The following is an 18,356-nucleotide window of genomic DNA, read 5'->3' as shown; positions in this document are numbered from 1 at the left end:
GAGGACAAGGAATGGATAAATTGGTAGTCCTTGCCTATGATCTGGCAGCGGTGCTGATCATTCTAATGACAATCGCGTACAGCACCCAGCGTGGATTTGCCACCGGAGTTGTCCGTCTGATCGGTCAGCTGGCAGCCTTTTTTGGCGCGGCATACCTGTCCAGATGGGGCTCGGAAATCATTTATAATCAGTTTTTTAAGACGGAGGTTACAGCATTTTTAAATCGCAACCTCCAAGGAGGACAGCTTTCGGACATTGTGGCGCAGCTTCAGGCTGGTGTGGAGCAGCTACCGAGGATATCCGCTAACATCTTGGGGATGGCGGTGGATACCGATGCAATTTCTCAGGCACTTTCAGGCGGTGTGTCCGAAGTGACCGCCGCACTGGAACAGATGGTGATTGGTCCGGCAGTGCGGGGATTCCTTTCGGTTGCACTGTTTACCATCATCTTTGCAGCATTGGGAATCTTTGTGCGCCTGTTAACTTCGGCGGTTCATTTTGTGTTCCGTTCGCCGATTTTGTCCCCGATCGACCGCTTTTTGGGCGGTGTGATGGGATTCTTGCAGGCATCGCTTAACCTGTACCTGATCTGTATTGTGCTCAAGCTGGTGTTTTATTTTATCGGAAGCATGAAGTACTGCAATCAGGGAATTATCATGGACACGCTGATTTTGAGCAAATTCTATGCGTTTGACCCACTGACCTTATTTGCTTAACCAATCGTTGTACTACAAAGCATTTGTGTTACAAATAGACAGAACTTTTTCATGACTTGTTCATAAAATAAGATTATAATGAATAGAAAGCTTGGAGAAGCTTCTGTTAGAATTATAAATGTTGGTTTCCTGAAAAAGAAAGGATGTTATATAGATCGATGAATGAAAATATGTTGTGTTCCAGATGTAAAAAAAGGATGGCAGTTGTGTTCATCACCCGTATGGAGGGGGACAAGTCCATCAATGAAGGACTGTGTATCAAATGCGCCAAAGAGATGAACATTAAGCCGGTGACCGATCTGCTGGACAAGATGGGAATTACCGATGAACAGCTGGATGCCATGGATGACCAGATGGCAGGTCTGATGGACACCTTTGGGGACAGCTTTGATATGGGCGGCGCTCAGTCGATGCCATTCATGCAGATGTTCAACATGCCGCAGATGGGAATGGACGGCGAAGATGAGGATGCTGCTCTGGATTTCTACAATCAGGATGAAATGAGCGACGAAGAAGATTCCCAGTCCTCCCAGACAGAGAAAAAAATGTCTTCCCGCGAGAAAAAAGAGCGGGATCGTGAAAAGAAAAAATATAAATTCCTCTCTGCTCATTGCGAGAACCTGACCCAGAAGGCAAAGGACGGAAAGATTGACCGCATTGTAGGACGTGATCAGGAAATCGAGCGCGTTATCCAGATCTTAAACCGCCGCACCAAAAATAACCCTTGTCTGATTGGTGAACCGGGTGTCGGCAAGACTGCAATCGCAGAAGGAATTGCGCAGAAGCTTGCAGACGGTACCGTTCCGGCAATGCTGCAGGGAAAAGAGCTGTACCTGCTGGATATGACCTCTCTGGTAGCGGGAACCCAGTTCCGCGGCCAGTTTGAAAGTCGTGTCAAAGGACTTCTGGATGATGTGCGCAAGATCGGCAATGCAATCCTCTTTATCGATGAGGTGCATAGTCTGGTCGGTGCAGGTGATTCGGAAGGCTCGATGAATGCTGCCAATATTTTAAAACCAGCACTTTCCCGCGGTGAAATTCAGGTCATCGGTGCAACCACCTTTGATGAATACCGCAAGCATATCGAAAAAGACGCAGCGCTGGAACGCCGCTTCCAGCCGGTTAAGGTAGATCAGCCGACTATTGAACAGACCGTTGATGTGCTCAAAGGAATCAAGAAATACTACGAGCAGTTCCATCGTGTCACCGTTACCGATGAGATTGCCCGCCGCGCCGTACTTTATTCGGAACGTTATATCAACGACCGTTTCCTGCCGGACAAGGCAATCGACCTTTTGGATGAAGCTTGCTCCTGTGCAAACCTGCGCAACAAAACGCTGGCACAGTACGATGAGTATAACCGCCAGATCAAGGTATATCAGCATGTAATCGAGAGTGAAGAGCAGAAGGATAAGGATGTTGACTATGAGAAGCTGGCAGAAAACAAGGCAAAGGTTCTCCAGCTGCAAAGTCAGGCAAAAGAACTGGAAAGCGAAGCTCTGGGTCAGAAGGTAACCGATGAAGACCTTGCAAAGGTAATCGAGCTTTGGACCGGAATTCCGGCAAGCAAGATTCAGGAATCGGAGATGCAGCGTGTATCCTCTCTGGAAGAATCGCTGAAAAAACGCATCATCGGACAGGATGAAGCGGTCAAGCTGGTCAGTGCAGCAGTCCGCCGTTCCAGAGTGCAGATCAGCAAAAAACGCCGTCCAGCTTCCTTTATCTTTGTCGGTCCTACCGGTGTAGGTAAAACCGAGCTGGTCAAGGTGCTGTCCGAGGAACTGTTCGACAAGCAGAATCCGCTCATTCGTCTGGATATGTCCGAGTTTATGGAGAAACACAGCGTGGCACGCATCATCGGTGCGCCTCCAGGATATGTTGGCTACGATGAAGCAGGTCAGCTCACCGAAAAGGTAAGAAGAAGACCATACTCGGTTGTTCTGTTTGATGAGATCGAAAAAGCACATCCGGATGTCATGAACATTCTGCTTCAGATTCTGGATGAAGGAAAGATCACCGATGCTCAGGGAAGAATCGTTTCCTTTGAGAGCACCGTTATCGTGATGACCTCCAACTGTGGAACCGAACAGCGTGCTTCCTCACTTGGATTTAACAAGACCCCATCCGATATTGTCCGTGACCGTGTAATGCAGTCGCTCTCTGAGTTTTTGCGTCCGGAATTCTTGGGTAGAGTGGATGAGGTGGTTATCTTTAACCAGCTTACCGAGGAAGACTTTGTAAAGATTGCAGAATTGATGCTGGGTGAGCTCAAAGAACCTCTGGCAGAAAAAGGAATCACCTGCCTGTGGGATGAGGCAGCACTCAAGCTCATCGCCCACAAAGCACATGGCAAACAGGGCGGTGCGAGAGATCTTCGCCGCCTGATCCGCAAAGAGGTGGAAGACAAGATCTGCTCGCTGCTGGTGGAACGCTATGCAAATCAGCCGGCAGGAATCCAGATCAGCGCAGAGGATGACAACATCGTGCTGCATGTTCTTGACTAAAGGTAAAATCGGTACAGATACGTTCTGTACCGATTTTTTTGTGAATGTTATACAGAAAGTGCAAAGATAACTTGACAAGTGTAGACTGTTATGCTATCCTGTTTCTGTACTGAGAAAAAGGGAAATATTTCCCGTAGGTTATCTGGAAAGGAATGACAGAATGGCAGCGATCATCAAGATTGAAAATCTGTATAAGATTTACCCGGTGGGAAAAGAAAAGGTTGTTGCCTTGGGAGGAATCAATCTGGAAATCCCAAAGGGGCAGATCTGCTGTATTCTGGGAACTTCCGGTTCCGGAAAATCGACCCTGCTAAACCAGCTGGCAGGTCTGGAAAAGCCGACCAAAGGAAGAGTGCTGATTGGCGGAGTGAATGTTTCGGCCTTGTCTGAGGGACAGCTTGCGAAATTCAGGCAGAAAAATGTCGGATTCATTTTTCAGTCTTATAACCTCCTGCAATCGTACAGTGCGCTGGAAAACGTGGCGATGCCGCTGATGTTTCGCGGAATCGGAAAAGGTCTGCGAAACCGTCGAGCCAAGGTGATTTTAAAACAGGTTGGACTGGGCAAGCGAATGCACCACAAACCGGCACAGATGTCCGGTGGTCAGCAGCAGCGTGTCGGCATTGCCCGCGCATTTGTGGCAAAGCCAAAGATCGTTTTTGCCGATGAGCCGACCGGAAACCTGGATACCAAGACCACCAAAGAGGTCATGGAGCTGATGGTGCGGCTTTGCCGGAAAAACAATCAGACGCTGGTTCTGGTAACGCATGACCGGGAGCTTGCACTGTATGCCGATCGCATCATCACGCTGATTGACGGCAAGGTGGTAGATGACAGAGAAAACCGGTCGATTGCAGAGATTTCGGAGGAACCGTCGGCATCGTCAGAAACAGCAGCACTGCCGGAAAATACATCGGCATCAAAAGCGCTGCAAAGCTCTCAGGACGATGAGATGGCACAGGTGGTAAACGCATTGCTGCCGGATGACCTGCAGGAACAGCCCAAACAGCCGGGCAAAGTGGTGGATGAGAAACCGGAGGAAATGGAAGAAAAGCAAGAGATAACCGATCAAGAAAGGGAAGATGAGGAGAAACAATGAAGCATAAAAAATTTGTCCGTTTTGTTTGCCTGATGATGGCAGTACTGATGGTTCTTGGTGTAATGGGCGGCGTTTTGTCTACGATGGCAAGCGCCGCTGTTGTTAAAAAGAAAACTTCTGTACATACCGATAAACAGCCTGATCTGACCTTTTACGATATTGATGGAAACCTGATTGGAACTTTTTCCCATGCAGCAGGTTCCGACCTGATTGGTTTTAACGCAACCCGCGTGATCTATCAGGATGAGAAAGGGCAGGAAGTGGAGACCAACTATGGTCGGGTGGACGTTACCCTGCATCTGTGCGATGGAACAGGAAAATACTCCAAGATGACATCGACCAGAGAAAGTTCCTACTATTTAAAATATAATCTGGGTTCAGCAGCAGGCGAAGCATTTTCCAACCGTATTACCTGCTCGGAAGGTGACAACGATACCATCGATCTGGACATCGAGCTGCCGAATGTGGTTTTCCGCGATTCCAATGAGATGAAGATGAACCTGACCTACCAGTATCCTTATGTCAGCAAGACAACGACCCGCGGGGATGTTACCTATATCAAGAACCAGACAGCAACCTTGAGCTTTGTCTTTACCAAGGCAAAGGTGGATCTGACCGTAACAAAACCAAAGGACAAAACTACCATTACCGATAAAGATACTGGTTCCGCTCCGGATTCCGGTTATGGCGACAAAGATCAGCTTGACAAAAATAAAAATCAGAGCATCTCGACCATCTATTCTCCGGATGGAACAACCGTAACCAGCAAGCCGGTAGACGACACGACCAATAATAATGGAAACAATTCCGGCACCAACAACGGCACCACTGTGGGTGAAAGCGGCAATTCCAACGGAGAAGGCGGAGATGCTTCTACCAGTGCAGTGTTTGAAACACCATATCTGCTTTTACAGGAATTTTCTACTGGTGGACAGGATCAGATTGCAGCAGGAAGTGAATTTTCTCTGGATTTCACCTGTGTCAATACCAGCCAGCAGGTGGACCTGGAAAACATCATCGTGAAGATCGCTCCAAGCGAGGGCTTGCAGGTAGTCGATTCGACCAATGTTTTCTATCTGCCAATCATCAATAAGAGCAGCAGCTTTGATAAGAGCATCAACGTTTCGGTGCTGCCAAATGCAGAGGCAAAATCTCATCCAATCGATATTACCTTTACCTATGAATATGTACTGAACGGGGTAAGACAAAAAGGTGAGATGACCCAGCAGGTATCGGTGCAGACCATGCAGCCAGACCGATTCACAGTTGACCCGATTGCGGACCTTCTGGAAAGCAGCGTCGGGGAAGAAATCTATATCACCGGAAAATATGTCAACAAGAGCCGCGGCGATATTTACAATCTGTCCGCGACATTGGTGGGCGATTTTAACGGAGCTGGCAAGGTAGAGCATGTCGGCAACGTTGCAGCAGGTGTGTCGGGAGAGGTTGAGTTCTCCTTCACTCCGGATACAGCCGGACCGCTTCAGGGCGAGATTGCTTATACTTATGAGGATACTGCCGGAAATGTCCGCTCGCTCAGCGTACCATTCTCCACCACCATTCTGGAAGCACCGGCTGACGATATGATGACCGGCAGCATGGATGTGGATATGGGAATGGAAGAACCGCAGCTGCCGGAAGAAAGTTTCTGGGACAAAGTGAAGGACCCGAACAGCTGGCAGATGTGGGCAGTGGTCGGCGGTGTCTGTGTAGTGGCAGTCCTGATTGCGGTTCGTGTGGTCAAGAAGAGAAAGGCTGCGGCAGAATTCGAGGACGACGATGAGAATATTTGATCTGATTTCGATGACCATGAGAAACCTTCTGCGGCGCAAGGCAAGGACACTTTTGACCATGACCGGCGTTGTAGTGGGTACCTGTGCGATTGTAGTAATGATTTCACTGGGACTGGCGATGACCAAGGCGATGGAGGAATCGTTGGCACAGATGGGCGACCTGACCCAGATCACCATTCAGAATTACGGCTCTTCCAAAGATAAACCAAAGCTCAATGACGATGCCCTCAAGCAGATTCAGCAGATTGAAAATGTGGTGGCAGTCACTCCGTTTGCCAATGTTCCCAATATGAACATGAGCATTGTTTCCGGAAGAAACGACCGATACAAGATGCAACTTTATAATGTAATGGGAGTCTATCCGGAAGCGCTTTCCTATTTTGGATACAAGACCAGAGAAGGTGAGCTGCTGACAGCCAGCGCTACTCCCAAAAAGACAGCGAACATCATGTTCGGAAGTGAATCCGTTTATGAGTTTGAGGATACCAAGCGCAGCTGGAGAAACAACCGCATCAGCGCAGTTCCAGATGAAAAAGGAAACCTGCCGGACCCGTTTGTCAATCCGATGAAGGACAAGATTGTCATGAAGCTGGAATCGCAGGAGCAGGATGACAAAGGAGATCCAAAATATCCGACCATCACCAGAGATGTCCATGTGACCGGTGTGCTGGAGTCCAATCCAAGCCTCGGTTGGGAAACAAGCTACTACTGCTTTATGGATATCCGGGAATTGCAGCAATTATACAAGGAATACAAGCGGGTCAACAAGATCAAAACAGACCCGAACAACAGTTACAGCGGAAACGATGGACTGGAAAATTACACCCAAGTTAAGGTAAAGGTCTCGGATATCGATGCGGTGTCCTCTGTTGACGAAGCGATCAAGGCAATGGGGTTTGAAACCTATTCGCTGGAATCAGTTCGTGAACCGATGCAGAAACAGATGCAGCAGCAACAGCTGTTTTTGGGAAGCCTTGCTGCAATCTCCCTGTTGGTAGCGGCAATCGGTATCACCAACACCATGATTATGTCCATCTATGAACGCACACGAGAAATCGGTGTTATGAAGGTTCTTGGATGTAAGGTTGCGAATATCCGCGAGGTGTTTTTGATGGAAGCAGGGTTGATCGGATTCTGCGGCGGTCTTGCCGGAGTTGGGGTAAGCCTTGCAATTTCGAAGCTGCTCAATTACCTTGCCACGAACGGAAGCTTAAACGGAGAAAACGGAAACTTTCTTTCCGGCCTGATGGGCGGCATCGGTTCCATGGCAATGGGCTCCGAGCTTTCCATCATTCCAGGATGGCTGATGATTTCGGCGATTGTTTTTGCGACTATCATCGGTCTGGTTTCGGGATTTTATCCGGCAAACCGGGCGGTCAAAATTTCCGCGCTGGAAGCAATCAAACACGAGTAACTTTAAAAACTCTCCTCAGCAGCTGAGGGGAGTTTTTTTATAAATTCGGGTGAAACTGCTAGGATAACATGGTATAATAAAAATAAAATGCGAGGAGGAACAAAAAATGATCGAATCGAGCATTACCTTTTTACCAGTCAGCAATTTAAAGGAGACCGTCCGCTTTTATACTGAGGTGGTAGGGCTGACAGTCTGGAAAGAGATGGGCAGCTGTATTATTTTAAGCTGCAACAAAGGATACTGGGGATTTTGCCAGTATGATGACGGCAGACCACTGGCAAGCGGTGTCTGCATGTCGTTAAACTGTGAGAATACACAGCAGGTGGATCAGGAATACCAGCGTCTGCAATCGTTGGGAATCAAAACACAAGGTGCGCCTGCCCGCCATCCAAAGTTCCCGGTTTACTCCTTCTTCTTTGCAGATCCGGACGGATACCTGCTGGAGTTCCAGAAAATTGTCGATGAAGAATAAGCAGATCCTGCTTCCACCGCAGGTGCTGCACCTGATAGAGCAATTGGAAGCGGCAGGGGAAGAGGCATGGATTGTTGGAGGATGTGTCCGTGACAGTTTGATGGGTAAGATACCGCACGACTGGGATATGACCACTTCGGCAAGTACCGGACGAATGAAGGAGATCTTTTCGGACAAACGCCTGCTGTTAAATGGCGAGCAGCATGGAACGGTTGGTGTCATCGAGGATGGAGCGGTGTATGAAATTACCACCTACCGCATCGAGAGCGGATGCAGCGACCACCGCCACCCGGACGCTATCCGTTTTACCAGAGAAATCCGCGAGGATCTTTCCCGGCGTGACTTTACCATCAACGCCATGGCGTACCATCCGGAGAAAGGATTGCTCGACTGCTTTGGCGGGGAAGAGGATATCAAAAACAAAACAATCCGCTGCGTGGGAGACCCCAAGCTTCGCTTTGAGGAGGACGCGCTGCGTATCTTGCGTGCGGTCCGTTTTTCTGCGGTGCTAGGATTTTCTATTCAGCAGGAAAGCAGCCAAGCTGCCTGCGACAAAGCAAAATTGCTCTGCGAAATCTCTGCCGAGCGAATCTGCGAGGAGCTTTGCAAAGCACTGTGTGGAAGGTGGGTGTCGCAGACCTTTGCGTTAAAAGAAGTGTGGGGGCAGATTTTTCCGGAGCTCGATGTTTTGGGCGATGAGATTCGAAGACTGCCCGAGGACGCTTTTCTGCGGCTGATCTGGCTTTATCACAGTCAGGGAAAGCGGGCAAAGGATGTACTTCTGCGCCTGAAAGCGCCAAAAACAGAGAGCAAAAGGGAAGAAGCTCTCTGGGAAATTCTGCAAAATACGCCGGAAACTGTAGTGGATTTTCGAAGATGTTTAAATGCCTTTGGAGAAAAGACAACAGAGGATTTTCTAAGCCTTCTTTTTGTTTCCAATCATCTTGATGAAAAGGCCAGACAGCAGCAGCTTGATACATTTGCCAGAGCAAAGGAGGGCTGCTGTTCTCTTTCTGACTTGCAGGTCGATGGCAGACAGCTTTTGGAAGCGGGATGTCCAAAAGGGAAAAAGGTCGGCGAAATATTAAATCAGCTTTTGGAAGAATGTATGCAGGAAGTTTTGCAAAATCACACTGAAAAACTAATTGAGAGAGCAAAACAGCTGTTTTAATGCGAGGAGGTTTTTATGGATCGAATGTTTTCTATTTCGCAGGTCGCACAGATGCTGGGACTTGGCATTGATGCGGTGCGTTTTTATGAGAAAAAAGGCTTAGTTCACCCTCAGGTCAATCCTAAAAATCGCTACCGCATGTACTCGGTTTATCAGATTATGGAGCTGTTGGATGTCGGATATTATCGGGGGCTGGGCATGAGCATCGAGCAGATTCGGAGCATCTATGACCAGTGCGATGAGGAACAGCTGATGCACCTGCTGCATCAAAAACGGCTGGAAACAGAAAAAAAGATCCGCTACGAGCAGCAGCTGCTCAAGCGGATCGAACATGTGGAATCGATTGCGGCAAAGATTCAGGAGATGGGGGAGAGTATCGATATTCAGACCTTTCCCCAGAGCGATATTCTGTTTGAACAGCGGGAAGACAGCCTGAACCGTTATCTGGAGGAAGTCCTTGGCATGGACCATGACCGGTATATTTTCTGCCAACTAGCGCGTGAGTTCCCGCTTTGGGACACCCCGCTTGGTAAAAAGTTAAACCCTCAGTCGGTCCGCACCATGCTGCTGTTAAACAGGGAGACTGCAAAACAGCTGGGCCAACAGCAGGCACAGAACACCATCCCGCAGATGACGGCACTACACAGCATCGTAAGGCTTAAAAACGCGGATTTTCGGGAGGAAAATGTCGCTCCTATGCTTCGGTTTGCCCAGAAGGAAGGAATCCGTCTGCAAAATAAACTGTTGATGACCGAGATTCCCATGATTTCCTATACCAATCTCGATCATTATTATGCAGAGCTGTTTATTCCGCTTGAGGAGGAAGATCAGCCGGCGATGACCAGTCCATCGGCAGCCAGAAAATAGGATTTCCATGCGCCTTGATTAGTTCAAACAGGTCATCGGCGTTTAGGTAAACCGTTGCGGTGTTTTCGTTTGGATGGACCGCAATCAGCTGATGCTGATAGCTCTGGTCAAAGAATACTGTTACCTTTTTCTCGCTGTCGTTGAGGATGCCGAGCGGTGTGACCGAGCCTCTGGTCAGTGACAGGATGGAAAAAAGGTCTTTTTCAGAAGCAAATCCCAGGCGGCGGGTGTTGGCAGTTTTGGCAAACTGTTTTAGATCCACCCGCTTTTCGCCGCGGATTACAATTAGATAATAGTGACGTTTGTTGTCATCCCGCACAAAGAGGTTTTTTGCAATCGCTTCGCTGTGCGGGATGTTCTGTGCCATCATTTCCTCAATGGTATAAACTGCTGGATGAGAGCAGGTTTGGTAGGAAATATTGTTTTGCTGCAAAAAGGTATAGACAGCTTCCTTTGGATCGTTCATGAATGGGCCTCCCATAACAAGGTTATCTCCATGATAGCACAGAGGAAGAGAAAAGTAAAATGAGAAAATATTGTCATGATGTTCTCTTGACATAAATTTTTTAATCCGTTATCCTTTGCCTGTAAGCCAGGCGCCGGCTGAAAAACCAAAAAGGAGAATGGATATGTATTTTTTGGATTTGGGCCTTACTCCCTTTGAAGCTGGCAAACAGGTTGGAAGCAGTGATCTGGTAAAGAAAAACAGGCTCTTTTTTTCTGCTGAAGATTCACAGCAAATCCCGCAGGAAATTCTCGAAGAAAAGCAGGCGTTTGCAGCAAAATGTGAGAAAATCTGCCGAACGGTTTATCCTTCGATTCTGGAAGAGATGGAAGGCTTTTGTTCATCATCCGGTATCGCGATAGAGGAATGGAGCACAAGGTTTTTTACCATCTATGCCTTTCCGCCATTTCAGGGCTGTACCTGCCTTGCAGTCGGTGGGGAAAACGGATACCTTGCAAGAAACAGCGATTTTTTGCCGCAGGCAGCTTCTTTATGCAGCAGTTATGTTTTTCATTTTCCAGAGACAAAATCTTTTTTTGCAAACAGTACAACACCAACGCAGATGGAAGATGGAGTCAATGAGGATGGACTGGCAGTGGGGCTTACCTTTTTGTATCCGACTGTCAGAAAACCCGGACTTCATGCGGGATTGCTGGTACGATATCTGCTGGAACACTGTCAGGATGTGCCGGAGGCAATCAAGGCACTTAAACATCTTCCGATCTCTTCGATGCAGACTTTGACCCTTGCGGACAAAAGCGGAAGAATTGCGGTGGTGGAATGTAACTGTGAAGAAATAGAGGTTCTATCTCCGAACAAAGAAAATTTTCTGGCGGCAACCAATCATCTGCAAAGCAACAAGATGTGTCGCCATCAGACTCGGATGCCGGATCTGATTCACTCGCAGGAAAGACTGCAAACGGTGCAGAATGCCTGCCTTAATAAAAAGGAAGAGATAGACACCAAGTGGCTGAAAAAACTCTTTTCCGGGCAGATGGGTTTTCTTTGTCAATACCAGCCTGAGGAAGGGATGGATACGCTTTGGTCGGTAATTTACGACCTAAAGCGGGGAGAAATTCATTTGTGCCCACAAAATCCATGGCACGGGGAATATCAAAAGGAAACGCGCTTTTCCTTTTAAATAACAGGAGGAAACACGATGGAAACGGTGACAAAAAAAGGCAGGGTCCTTTTATACGATGAGCTGCGCGGTATTATGATTATCAGCATGCTGGTTTACCACATCTGCTACGATCTGGCGGCGGTAGTAGGTCTGCCGGGAATGGGATGGTTTTACTCTCCGGCAGCAGATTTCTGGCAGCTTTCGATCTGCGGTGTCTTTATCTTCATCGCCGGAGCGTGCTGCCGCTATTCCAAAAGCAATCTGAAACGGGGACTTCGTCTGTTTTTGCTGGGCATGCTGTTTACGGTAGTGACGGCATTGTTTGTCCCGAATTTGCTGATCGTGTTTGGTCTGCTTCATTTTTTGGGGGTTGCGGTGCTGCTTGCAAATCCTGTAAGAGGATTGCTCGAAAAAATTCCGGCTTCGATTGGACTTGTGGGTTGTCTTATCTTATTCTGGCTTACCTATCATGTTCAGTCGGGCTGGATTGGCTTTTCACCGGAGCTTTCTATTACACTTCCGCGTGCATTGTATCAGACAAACCTTTTTTGTTTCCTCGGATTTTATAACAGCAGCTTTCAGTCTTCTGACTATTTTCCGCTGCTGCCATATCTGTTTTTGTTCTGGGCAGGAAGCTTCTTTTCCCGGTTTTCGCTTCCTCAATGGGCTTATCCTTCCCGATGCAAATGGCTTGCCTTTCTTGGCAGAAACAGTCTGTGGATCTACCTGTTCCATCAGCCGGTGGTTTATGGGGTGTTGTGGCTGATCTTTCGCTTTTAATTTAATAAGAAAAGGCTCTCTATGTTAGAGAGCCTTTTTTCTATCCATTATTCTTTGACAGCATCATTGCGGAGATTAATCTCGAAACTTCCTACTGCGGCACTTTCCGAACGGTTTGCCCGATGCTCTACGCGAATATAAAGAGCGATGCACAAAGCAGCGAGGGCAAGCTGGGCTGCCGGATAGGCAAGCCATACACCGTTGAGCTCAAAGAAGAGCGGCAGAGTGTACAGTGCAATCGGGAAAAACAGGCAAGGTTCGATATACACCAGCAGGGAAGAAACGTTGGTCTTTTCCACCGCATAAAAATAAGCACTGATGCAGCGGGTGATGCCCACCATCAAAAAGGCGCAGGCTGTGATAACCAGAGCAGGCTGTGCCTGGGATGCAACGTGACCTTCCAGACCAAACAACATGACGACCTCAGCGCGGAATACCGAAACGCAGACTGCGGTAATCAGCGAAATCAGAATAGAACTGATGATTCCTTTTTTGAAAAGATAATGGATTTCGTGACGTTTGCCTGCACCATAGTAGAAGCTGAGCAGCGGCTGGATTCCGTCGCCGACACCCTGAAGTAGCAGCTGAACCGAAGCAAGCACGTAGGAAAGCAGAGAGAATACCGCCAGAGCATCATCGCCGCCATAGCGGATACACTGCCAGTTAGTGAAGACGATGATGACCGATGGAATCAAGGTCTGTCCGAATGGGGAAATGCCGATGCGGACCATCGCTTTCAAACGGGAGAAGGAAATCTTTAATCCATCCCATGTAAAGACATTGCGGTAATTGCGGAATAAATAGGAAAGGTTAAAGGCTGCGACAACGCCCTGTGCGATGACAGTGGCAAGAGCTGCACCAGTCAGACCCAGATTCATGCGGAATACAAACACATAGTCGAGAATGATGTTGGTGATCAGACCGGAGCTCATGAACATGGTAGCTTCAATCGTTTTGCCCTGATTACGGATAAGTGGGGTGATGCCGTTGCCCAGCACAGGGAGGAATCCGCACAGAATGATAATGGAGATGTAGTCATGCGCATAGTCGGCAATTGCGCCGGTGGCACCAAGAGCCTGAATACACAGATCTTTGGTCAGCCAGAAAATCCCCATCAAAGCAGCGGCTGCAATCAAAAGGACGGAGATGGTGCTGCCCATCGCGCGGTCTGCTTCCTCGTAGTTTTCCTGTCCTAAGTTTTTGCTCATCAGTACCGCTCCGCCGACACCCAAACCAAAGGCGGTGGCATTCATGCAGGCCTGAACCGGATAAACCAGGTTGATTGCGGCAAGCGCCTGGCTGCCGACTGCGTTTCCGACAAAGACGCCATCCACCATCGAGTAGAATCCGCTGAGCAACATGGAGACCATGGAAGGCAGAACATAACGATAAAAATCTCTGTTTAATTTGTTTTTCATAGCCAATGTCCTTTCTTGCAGATATGATAAAGAAATCGTTCTGAAATCTATTCTTGACGTAAAGAGATTATAAACTATGGTCTTACACCATAGTCAAGAGCTTTTTTGGAAGTTTTTTTAAAAAGCGGGATAAATTTAAGCAGAATTGACAACCCGTGCTTTTTGGTGGGATGATAAGCGGGGAGAATCGATGATTTTGGCTAAAAAACGGCAAAAACGGGAGAAAAACAGGTCTGCTGCAAGGATGAAAGCCAGCAGGCTATGAAATCACTGTAAACAAATCACAAAAAAACTTGTGAAACCAGAAAAATTCTGATAAAATAAAATACAGACTGAAAAGGAAAACCCATCCATTTCAGAAAATTTATTCAAAGAAAGTAGAGCTGATGAATTTTGGACAGTAGTAGCGGGTTATCTTATTTATTGGTAGTAATTTGTGTAGCGCTTTCGGCGTTTTTCTCCGGGTCAGAGACGGCGTTGACCAGTGTCAACAAGATCCGCCTGAAAAACATGGCAGAAAACGGAGACCAGAGAGCCGCAAAAACATTGCGTATCGCAGAAAACTATGAAAGCATGATTTCTACGGTACTGATCGGAAACAACATCGTAAACATCGCTTCCGCTTCGCTTGCAACAGTAATTTTTACTGTCTTTCTGGGTGCAGAAAAGGGTGCAGCGGCATCGACAGTTGTTATGACCATTGTTGTTTTGATCTGTGGTGAGGTTCTTCCGAAAAACTACGCAAAAAGCCATGCGGATTCTCTTGCGATGACGGTTTCCGGTCCTATCAGCATTCTGATGGTGATTTTTAAGCCACTTGCAGCGATCCTCAACGCATTATCCCGCTTAATGGCAAAATTTACCGGAAGCGAAGATGGTGAAAAGCCATCCGTTACCGAAGAAGAACTGAAGTACATTGTCGAGTCGATTGAAGAAGAGGGCGTTTTGGAAGAAAAAGAAAGCGACCTGGTACAGTCGGCTTTGGAACTGGATGAAATTGAGGTACAGGAAATTGTAACTCCACGTGTTGATATGATTACTCTGGATGTGGAGGACAGCTGGGAAGATATTCTGGCACTTGCAAAGGACAGTAAGGTTTCCCGTATTCCGGTTTATGAAGGTTCTATTGACAACATTATCGGTCTGGTTCATGTCCGTGATATTCTGGAAGACGAAATCAACAGTCAGGACCATGATATTCGCAATCTGCTCACACAGTGCCTGTTTGTACATAAGACCATGAATCTTTCCAGACTGCTGGAAAAACTGCGCAAGGAAAAAATGCCGCTTGCCATTGTTACCGATGATTACGGCGGCACAATGGGTCTTGTTACCATCGAGGACATCGTGGAAGAACTGGTTGGCGAAATCTGGGATGAATACGATGACTTTGAAGAAGAACTGGTCAAGAAGAGTGACACTGTTTATGAAGTCAGCGGAGACTATAATGTATACGACCTGATGGAGGAGCTTGATCCGGAAAACCGTTCCTTTGACACCGATTACAATACTGTAAGCGGATGGACTCTGGAACAGCTGGAACATATCCCACAGGTAGGAGAACAGTTTGTTTACAACGGTTATATCCGTGTAACAGTCGAAGAGATGGATGAACAGCGCATCACGAAATTAAAGGTTGAACTTTTACCGAAGGAATCACAGCCGGAGGAAGAAAAATAACGAAATGGGGTTGAGTGATGTCAAAAAGAAAACCCAATACAAATAAAGGGCAGGGCTGGCAGAAAGTAGAGCTGTCTTCTAAACCCGCTGCAGAAGAAACCTCTTCCAAAATAGAGGAAGCTTCCAAGGAGGCACCAGAAGCAGAGTCTGCACCAAAGGCGGAGGAAACTGCACCGGATGCTGCATCGGAAGCTGTGTCTGAACCAGCAGCAGAAGCTTTGCCGGAACAAAAAGAGAACCAGACAGAAAAGGAACAGCCTTCTGCTCAAAAAGAAACAAAGAACAAACAGCCTTCTGCACCGCAGACAGACAGCGCAAAGAAGGCAGCAGCTAAAAAACGCCGCCGAAAATATTCGGCAGCAGTCCCGCTGGGAGGATTCTTTATCCTGATGGCGCTGATTGGCGTCATTACCGTTGCAGTATTTGGGGTGCGTGCAACCGAAAGCCTGATCGACAACTCTAAACAGAAAGAGGAGTTTGCCGACATCATCCTTCCGGTTCTGATGTTTGACCCGGTACCGTTTGAGGACCCGAACGAGATGGGCGAGCTGGCATTGCTCCGTTCCTCTATCTGGTCGGCAGTTATCAGCAACAATGACAAATACAGTATCGGTGATGGAAACATGGTTTCGGTTCCAAAGAGTGACGTTGACGTTGCGTGTGCGTCGCTGTTTGGCTCCAGTGTTACACTGAACCATCAGTCTTTTGAAGATTACCTGTCGCTGTATTCCTTTGATGAGGAAACTCAGACCTACTATGTACCGGTCGATGCAAATATCCTTTATACCCCACAGGTAGAGGAAATTTCCAGAAATGGAGACATCTTTGAACTGACAGTAGGCTACTTGGCTCCAGATAACCAGTGGATGCAGAGCATCAAAGGGGAAAAGTCTGACCCGACACCAAGCAAATACATGATCTATGAACTGAAAAAGGTAGAGGATCATTATCAGCTGGTAGCGATCAAAGACCCACCGGAAGGTGCTGTACCGGGTATTCCTCAGATCGAGGAGACAACAACACCTCAGACTACAACCACAACAGAGCCGCAGACCATCGAGCCTGCTCAGACTCCAACCGAGGAAACAGAACAGACTGAGGAAACCGCTCCAACCGAGCAGCAGACCGAAGAATCGGAAAGCGCTCAGCTTTAATAACGCACAAAAAGTGAAGGGAATTTTCCCTTCACTTTTTTTATAAAAAAAACAAAGAAAATCTTGAGCATCTTCACCAATGGTGCTATAATAGGTAACCGTGGGAATTTTCCCAGGATAATAAAAAAGAGGATGATCGGTGTGAAGGTAAAATTATTGGTTCAAATTGGCATTGTGTTTGGCATCTGCCTGTTGGGGGAACTGATTGCAAAGCTGCTCCCGTTTGTTTTTCCGTCCAGCGTAATCAGCATGATTCTGCTGTTTTTGCTGCTGCTGAGCGGTTTGCTCAAGGTGGAGCACATCCGGGAAAAGGGAGACTTTCTGCTTAAAAACATGGCATTTTTCTTTATCCCTTCCGGTGTTGCACTGATTGAACAGATGGATGTTCTGAAAGGGAAGATCCTGCCGCTGCTGGCAATCTGTCTGATTACTACCATTCTGACCTTTATGGTTTCGGCTTTTACCATCCGTCTGGTTACTGCATGGCAAAAGCGTCTTAGTAAGGAGGAAAAGTAGATGAGCGAGATTTATGCTTCTCCGTTATTTGGAATTGTACTGTGTATTTTTTCCTTTGAGATCGGTCTGTGGATCAACCGCAAGACCCGTTCTCCGCTTGCAAATCCGCTTTTGATTGCCATTGCAATCTGTATTGCGGTACTTCAGGGATTTGCAATCCCGTTGGAAAGCTTTCAGCAGGGCGGACAGATCATCTCGATGTTTTTGGCTCCGGCAACTGCGGCACTTGCCCTTTCGATTTACAGTCAGTGGGAAGTGCTCAAAAAGAATTTTCTGCCGATTCTGGCAGGAACACTGACCGGTTCCCTGACCTCGATTGTCAGCGTACTGGTTTTGTGCAAATTATTTGGTTTGAGCGATGAGCTGACGGCATCCATGATTCCAAAAAGTGTTACCACCCCGATTGCAATGGAGATTTCCAAGCAGCAGGGCGGCATCGTTTCCATCACGGTTGCAGCCGTTATCGTGACCGGCATTATCGGTGCAGTGATTGCTCCGGCGCTGATCAAACTGTTCCGCGTGAAGAATCCGGTAGAAGCGGGCATCGCAATCGGAACCTGCAGCCATGCGCTGGGAACCACCAAGGCGTTGGAGCTGGGAGAGGTTCAGGGCGCGATGAGCGGAATCGCAATCGGTGTTGCAGGAATGATCACCGTTCTGCTCACAATGTTTTTATAAAAGCAATATGGATAGAAAAAGCCCTTTTGGAAGAGGAAAAGCGTATCCTCTTGAGCCAAAAGGGCTTTTGTGTTATGATAAAAGAGAAGGATTATCTGCTGAAAAGGAGGGGTCCATATGGTAGAAAGCATTGCACGATTGGCGATAGCAGCAGTGGTATGCTTCCCCATGCTGATAATCGGAATCTTGCTGTATGGTGGGAAGGCGGGTTTTCTGCTCGCAGGTTACAACACCATGAGTCGAGAGGAAAAGGCAAAGTGGGACGAAAAAAGGCTGCTTCGTTTCAGCGGGAAATGTATCATCGTGCTGAGTATCCTGCCAATCGGGATGGAGCTGTTGATTCTGGCAGGACTGCCATTTGGATCGGTGTATGGAATAGGATGGACTGCATATGTCCTGCTGATTGTATGGATGATTGTTTACATGAACACAAAGAAACGCTTTCGGAAAAAATAATGGAGGAACA

The 18,356-nt window shown here is 47.6% G+C and carries 16 protein-coding genes and 1 pseudogene; 15 read left to right on the top strand and 2 right to left on the bottom strand.

Annotated features, from left to right (window positions below; translation table 11 throughout):
* Positions 1–11 precede the first annotated feature (11 nt).
* From BQ5375_RS10695 to BQ5375_RS10660, 8 genes and pseudogenes are all read left to right on the top strand, one after another.
* Positions 12–716, top strand: coding sequence for a CvpA family protein (locus BQ5375_RS10695; protein WP_076917903.1), 705 nt, complete (start codon positions 12–14; stop codon positions 714–716).
* Between the two features lie 170 nt (positions 717–886).
* Positions 887–3,220, top strand: coding sequence for an ATP-dependent Clp protease ATP-binding subunit (locus BQ5375_RS10690; protein ID WP_076918154.1), 2,334 nt, complete (start codon positions 887–889; stop codon positions 3,218–3,220).
* Positions 3,221–3,380: 160 nt separating this feature from the next.
* Positions 3,381–4,100: pseudogene (locus BQ5375_RS10685) on the top strand (ABC transporter ATP-binding protein); the annotation flags it as partial.
* Between the two features lie 215 nt (positions 4,101–4,315).
* Complete coding sequence (locus BQ5375_RS10680) at positions 4,316–6,112, top strand: COG1361 family protein (protein WP_022133224.1); 1,797 nt, start codon at positions 4,316–4,318, stop codon at positions 6,110–6,112.
* Complete coding sequence (locus BQ5375_RS10675; protein WP_022133225.1) at positions 6,099–7,526, top strand: ABC transporter permease; 1,428 nt, start codon at positions 6,099–6,101, stop codon at positions 7,524–7,526. The genes BQ5375_RS10680 and BQ5375_RS10675 overlap by 14 nt, the downstream gene beginning before the upstream one ends.
* Before the next feature lie 106 nt (positions 7,527–7,632).
* Positions 7,633–7,998 carry a VOC family protein gene (locus tag BQ5375_RS10670; RefSeq protein ID WP_022133226.1) on the top strand — a complete coding sequence of 122 codons (366 nt, stop codon included), beginning with the start codon at positions 7,633–7,635 and terminating at the stop codon, positions 7,996–7,998.
* Entirely contained in the window at positions 7,988–9,169 is a 1,182-nt protein-coding gene (locus tag BQ5375_RS10665) for a CCA tRNA nucleotidyltransferase (RefSeq protein WP_076917902.1), read from the top strand. The genes BQ5375_RS10670 and BQ5375_RS10665 overlap by 11 nt, the downstream gene beginning before the upstream one ends.
* A 15-nt stretch (positions 9,170–9,184) precedes the next feature.
* A complete protein-coding gene (locus tag BQ5375_RS10660) occupies positions 9,185–10,036 on the top strand; it encodes a MerR family transcriptional regulator (RefSeq protein WP_076917901.1) in 852 nt (283 codons plus the stop codon).
* Here the strand turns inward: BQ5375_RS10660 and BQ5375_RS10655 are convergent.
* Positions 9,975–10,502: a prolyl-tRNA synthetase associated domain-containing protein gene (locus tag BQ5375_RS10655; RefSeq protein WP_076917900.1), complete on the bottom strand. Its 528-nt coding sequence runs from the start codon at positions 10,500–10,502 to the stop codon at positions 9,975–9,977. The two genes, BQ5375_RS10660 and BQ5375_RS10655, sit on opposite strands and share 62 nt — an antisense overlap.
* 163 nt (positions 10,503–10,665) lie before the next feature.
* Between BQ5375_RS10655 and BQ5375_RS10650 the strand changes: the two genes are divergently transcribed.
* Complete coding sequence (locus tag BQ5375_RS10650; protein ID WP_022133228.1) at positions 10,666–11,682, top strand: C45 family autoproteolytic acyltransferase/hydrolase; 1,017 nt, start codon at positions 10,666–10,668, stop codon at positions 11,680–11,682.
* Between the two features lie 18 nt (positions 11,683–11,700).
* Entirely contained in the window at positions 11,701–12,444 is a 744-nt protein-coding gene (locus tag BQ5375_RS10645) for a heparan-alpha-glucosaminide N-acetyltransferase (RefSeq protein ID WP_022133229.1), read from the top strand.
* Between the two features lie 47 nt (positions 12,445–12,491).
* Here BQ5375_RS10645 and BQ5375_RS10640 read toward each other — a convergent pair whose 3' ends face one another.
* A complete protein-coding gene (locus BQ5375_RS10640) occupies positions 12,492–13,862 on the bottom strand; it encodes an MATE family efflux transporter (RefSeq protein WP_076917899.1) in 1,371 nt (456 codons plus the stop codon).
* A 423-nt stretch (positions 13,863–14,285) separates the two neighbouring features.
* On the opposite strand from BQ5375_RS10640, the gene BQ5375_RS10635 reads away from it, so the two are divergent.
* From BQ5375_RS10635 to BQ5375_RS10615, 5 genes are all read left to right on the top strand, one after another.
* Positions 14,286–15,542 (top strand): hemolysin family protein, encoded by a 1,257-nt coding sequence (locus BQ5375_RS10635; protein ID WP_235849998.1) that lies wholly within the window; start codon positions 14,286–14,288, stop codon positions 15,540–15,542.
* A gap of 17 nt (positions 15,543–15,559) precedes the next feature.
* The gene (locus tag BQ5375_RS10630; RefSeq protein WP_076917897.1) at positions 15,560–16,696 is read left to right on the top strand and encodes a hypothetical protein; all 1,137 of its coding nucleotides are present in this window, start codon (positions 15,560–15,562) and stop codon (positions 16,694–16,696) included.
* 141 nt (positions 16,697–16,837) lie between these two features.
* Complete coding sequence (locus BQ5375_RS10625) at positions 16,838–17,212, top strand: CidA/LrgA family protein (protein WP_235849997.1); 375 nt, start codon at positions 16,838–16,840, stop codon at positions 17,210–17,212.
* The gene (locus BQ5375_RS10620) at positions 17,213–17,890 is read left to right on the top strand and encodes an LrgB family protein (RefSeq protein ID WP_022133234.1); all 678 of its coding nucleotides are present in this window, start codon (positions 17,213–17,215) and stop codon (positions 17,888–17,890) included.
* Between the two features lie 117 nt (positions 17,891–18,007).
* Complete coding sequence (locus BQ5375_RS10615; RefSeq protein ID WP_076917895.1) at positions 18,008–18,346, top strand: DUF3784 domain-containing protein; 339 nt, start codon at positions 18,008–18,010, stop codon at positions 18,344–18,346.
* The last annotated feature ends 10 nt before the right edge of the window (positions 18,347–18,356 follow it).

Source organism: Negativibacillus massiliensis (assembly GCF_900148495.1).
GTDB classification, from domain to species: Bacteria; Bacillota; Clostridia; order Oscillospirales; family Ruminococcaceae; genus Negativibacillus; species Negativibacillus massiliensis.
The sequence above is the reverse complement of the archived record's forward strand: the minus strand, read 5'-3'. Positions and strand labels throughout refer to the sequence as shown.

Bases quoted from the DNA above. Each gene is read 5' to 3' on its own strand.
- BQ5375_RS10640 (WP_076917899.1), bottom strand. From the start codon at position 13,862: ATGAAAAACAAATTAAACAGAGATTTTTATCGTTATGTTCTGCCTTCC.
- BQ5375_RS10645 (WP_022133229.1), top strand. From the start codon at position 11,701: ATGGAAACGGTGACAAAAAAAGGCAGGGTCCTTTTATACGATGAGCTG.
- BQ5375_RS10670 (WP_022133226.1), top strand. From the start codon at position 7,633: ATGATCGAATCGAGCATTACCTTTTTACCAGTCAGCAATTTAAAGGAG.
- BQ5375_RS10680 (WP_022133224.1), top strand. From the start codon at position 4,316: ATGAAGCATAAAAAATTTGTCCGTTTTGTTTGCCTGATGATGGCAGTA.
- BQ5375_RS10630 (WP_076917897.1), top strand. From the start codon at position 15,560: ATGTCAAAAAGAAAACCCAATACAAATAAAGGGCAGGGCTGGCAGAAA.
- BQ5375_RS10620 (WP_022133234.1), top strand. From the start codon at position 17,213: ATGAGCGAGATTTATGCTTCTCCGTTATTTGGAATTGTACTGTGTATT.
- BQ5375_RS10650 (WP_022133228.1), top strand. From the start codon at position 10,666: ATGTATTTTTTGGATTTGGGCCTTACTCCCTTTGAAGCTGGCAAACAG.
- BQ5375_RS10695 (WP_076917903.1), top strand. From the start codon at position 12: ATGGATAAATTGGTAGTCCTTGCCTATGATCTGGCAGCGGTGCTGATC.
- BQ5375_RS10675 (WP_022133225.1), top strand. From the start codon at position 6,099: ATGAGAATATTTGATCTGATTTCGATGACCATGAGAAACCTTCTGCGG.
- BQ5375_RS10665 (WP_076917902.1), top strand. From the start codon at position 7,988: ATGAAGAATAAGCAGATCCTGCTTCCACCGCAGGTGCTGCACCTGATA.
- BQ5375_RS10655 (WP_076917900.1), bottom strand. From the start codon at position 10,502: ATGAACGATCCAAAGGAAGCTGTCTATACCTTTTTGCAGCAAAACAAT.
- BQ5375_RS10615 (WP_076917895.1), top strand. From the start codon at position 18,008: ATGGTAGAAAGCATTGCACGATTGGCGATAGCAGCAGTGGTATGCTTC.
- BQ5375_RS10660 (WP_076917901.1), top strand. From the start codon at position 9,185: ATGGATCGAATGTTTTCTATTTCGCAGGTCGCACAGATGCTGGGACTT.
- BQ5375_RS10690 (WP_076918154.1), top strand. From the start codon at position 887: ATGTTGTGTTCCAGATGTAAAAAAAGGATGGCAGTTGTGTTCATCACC.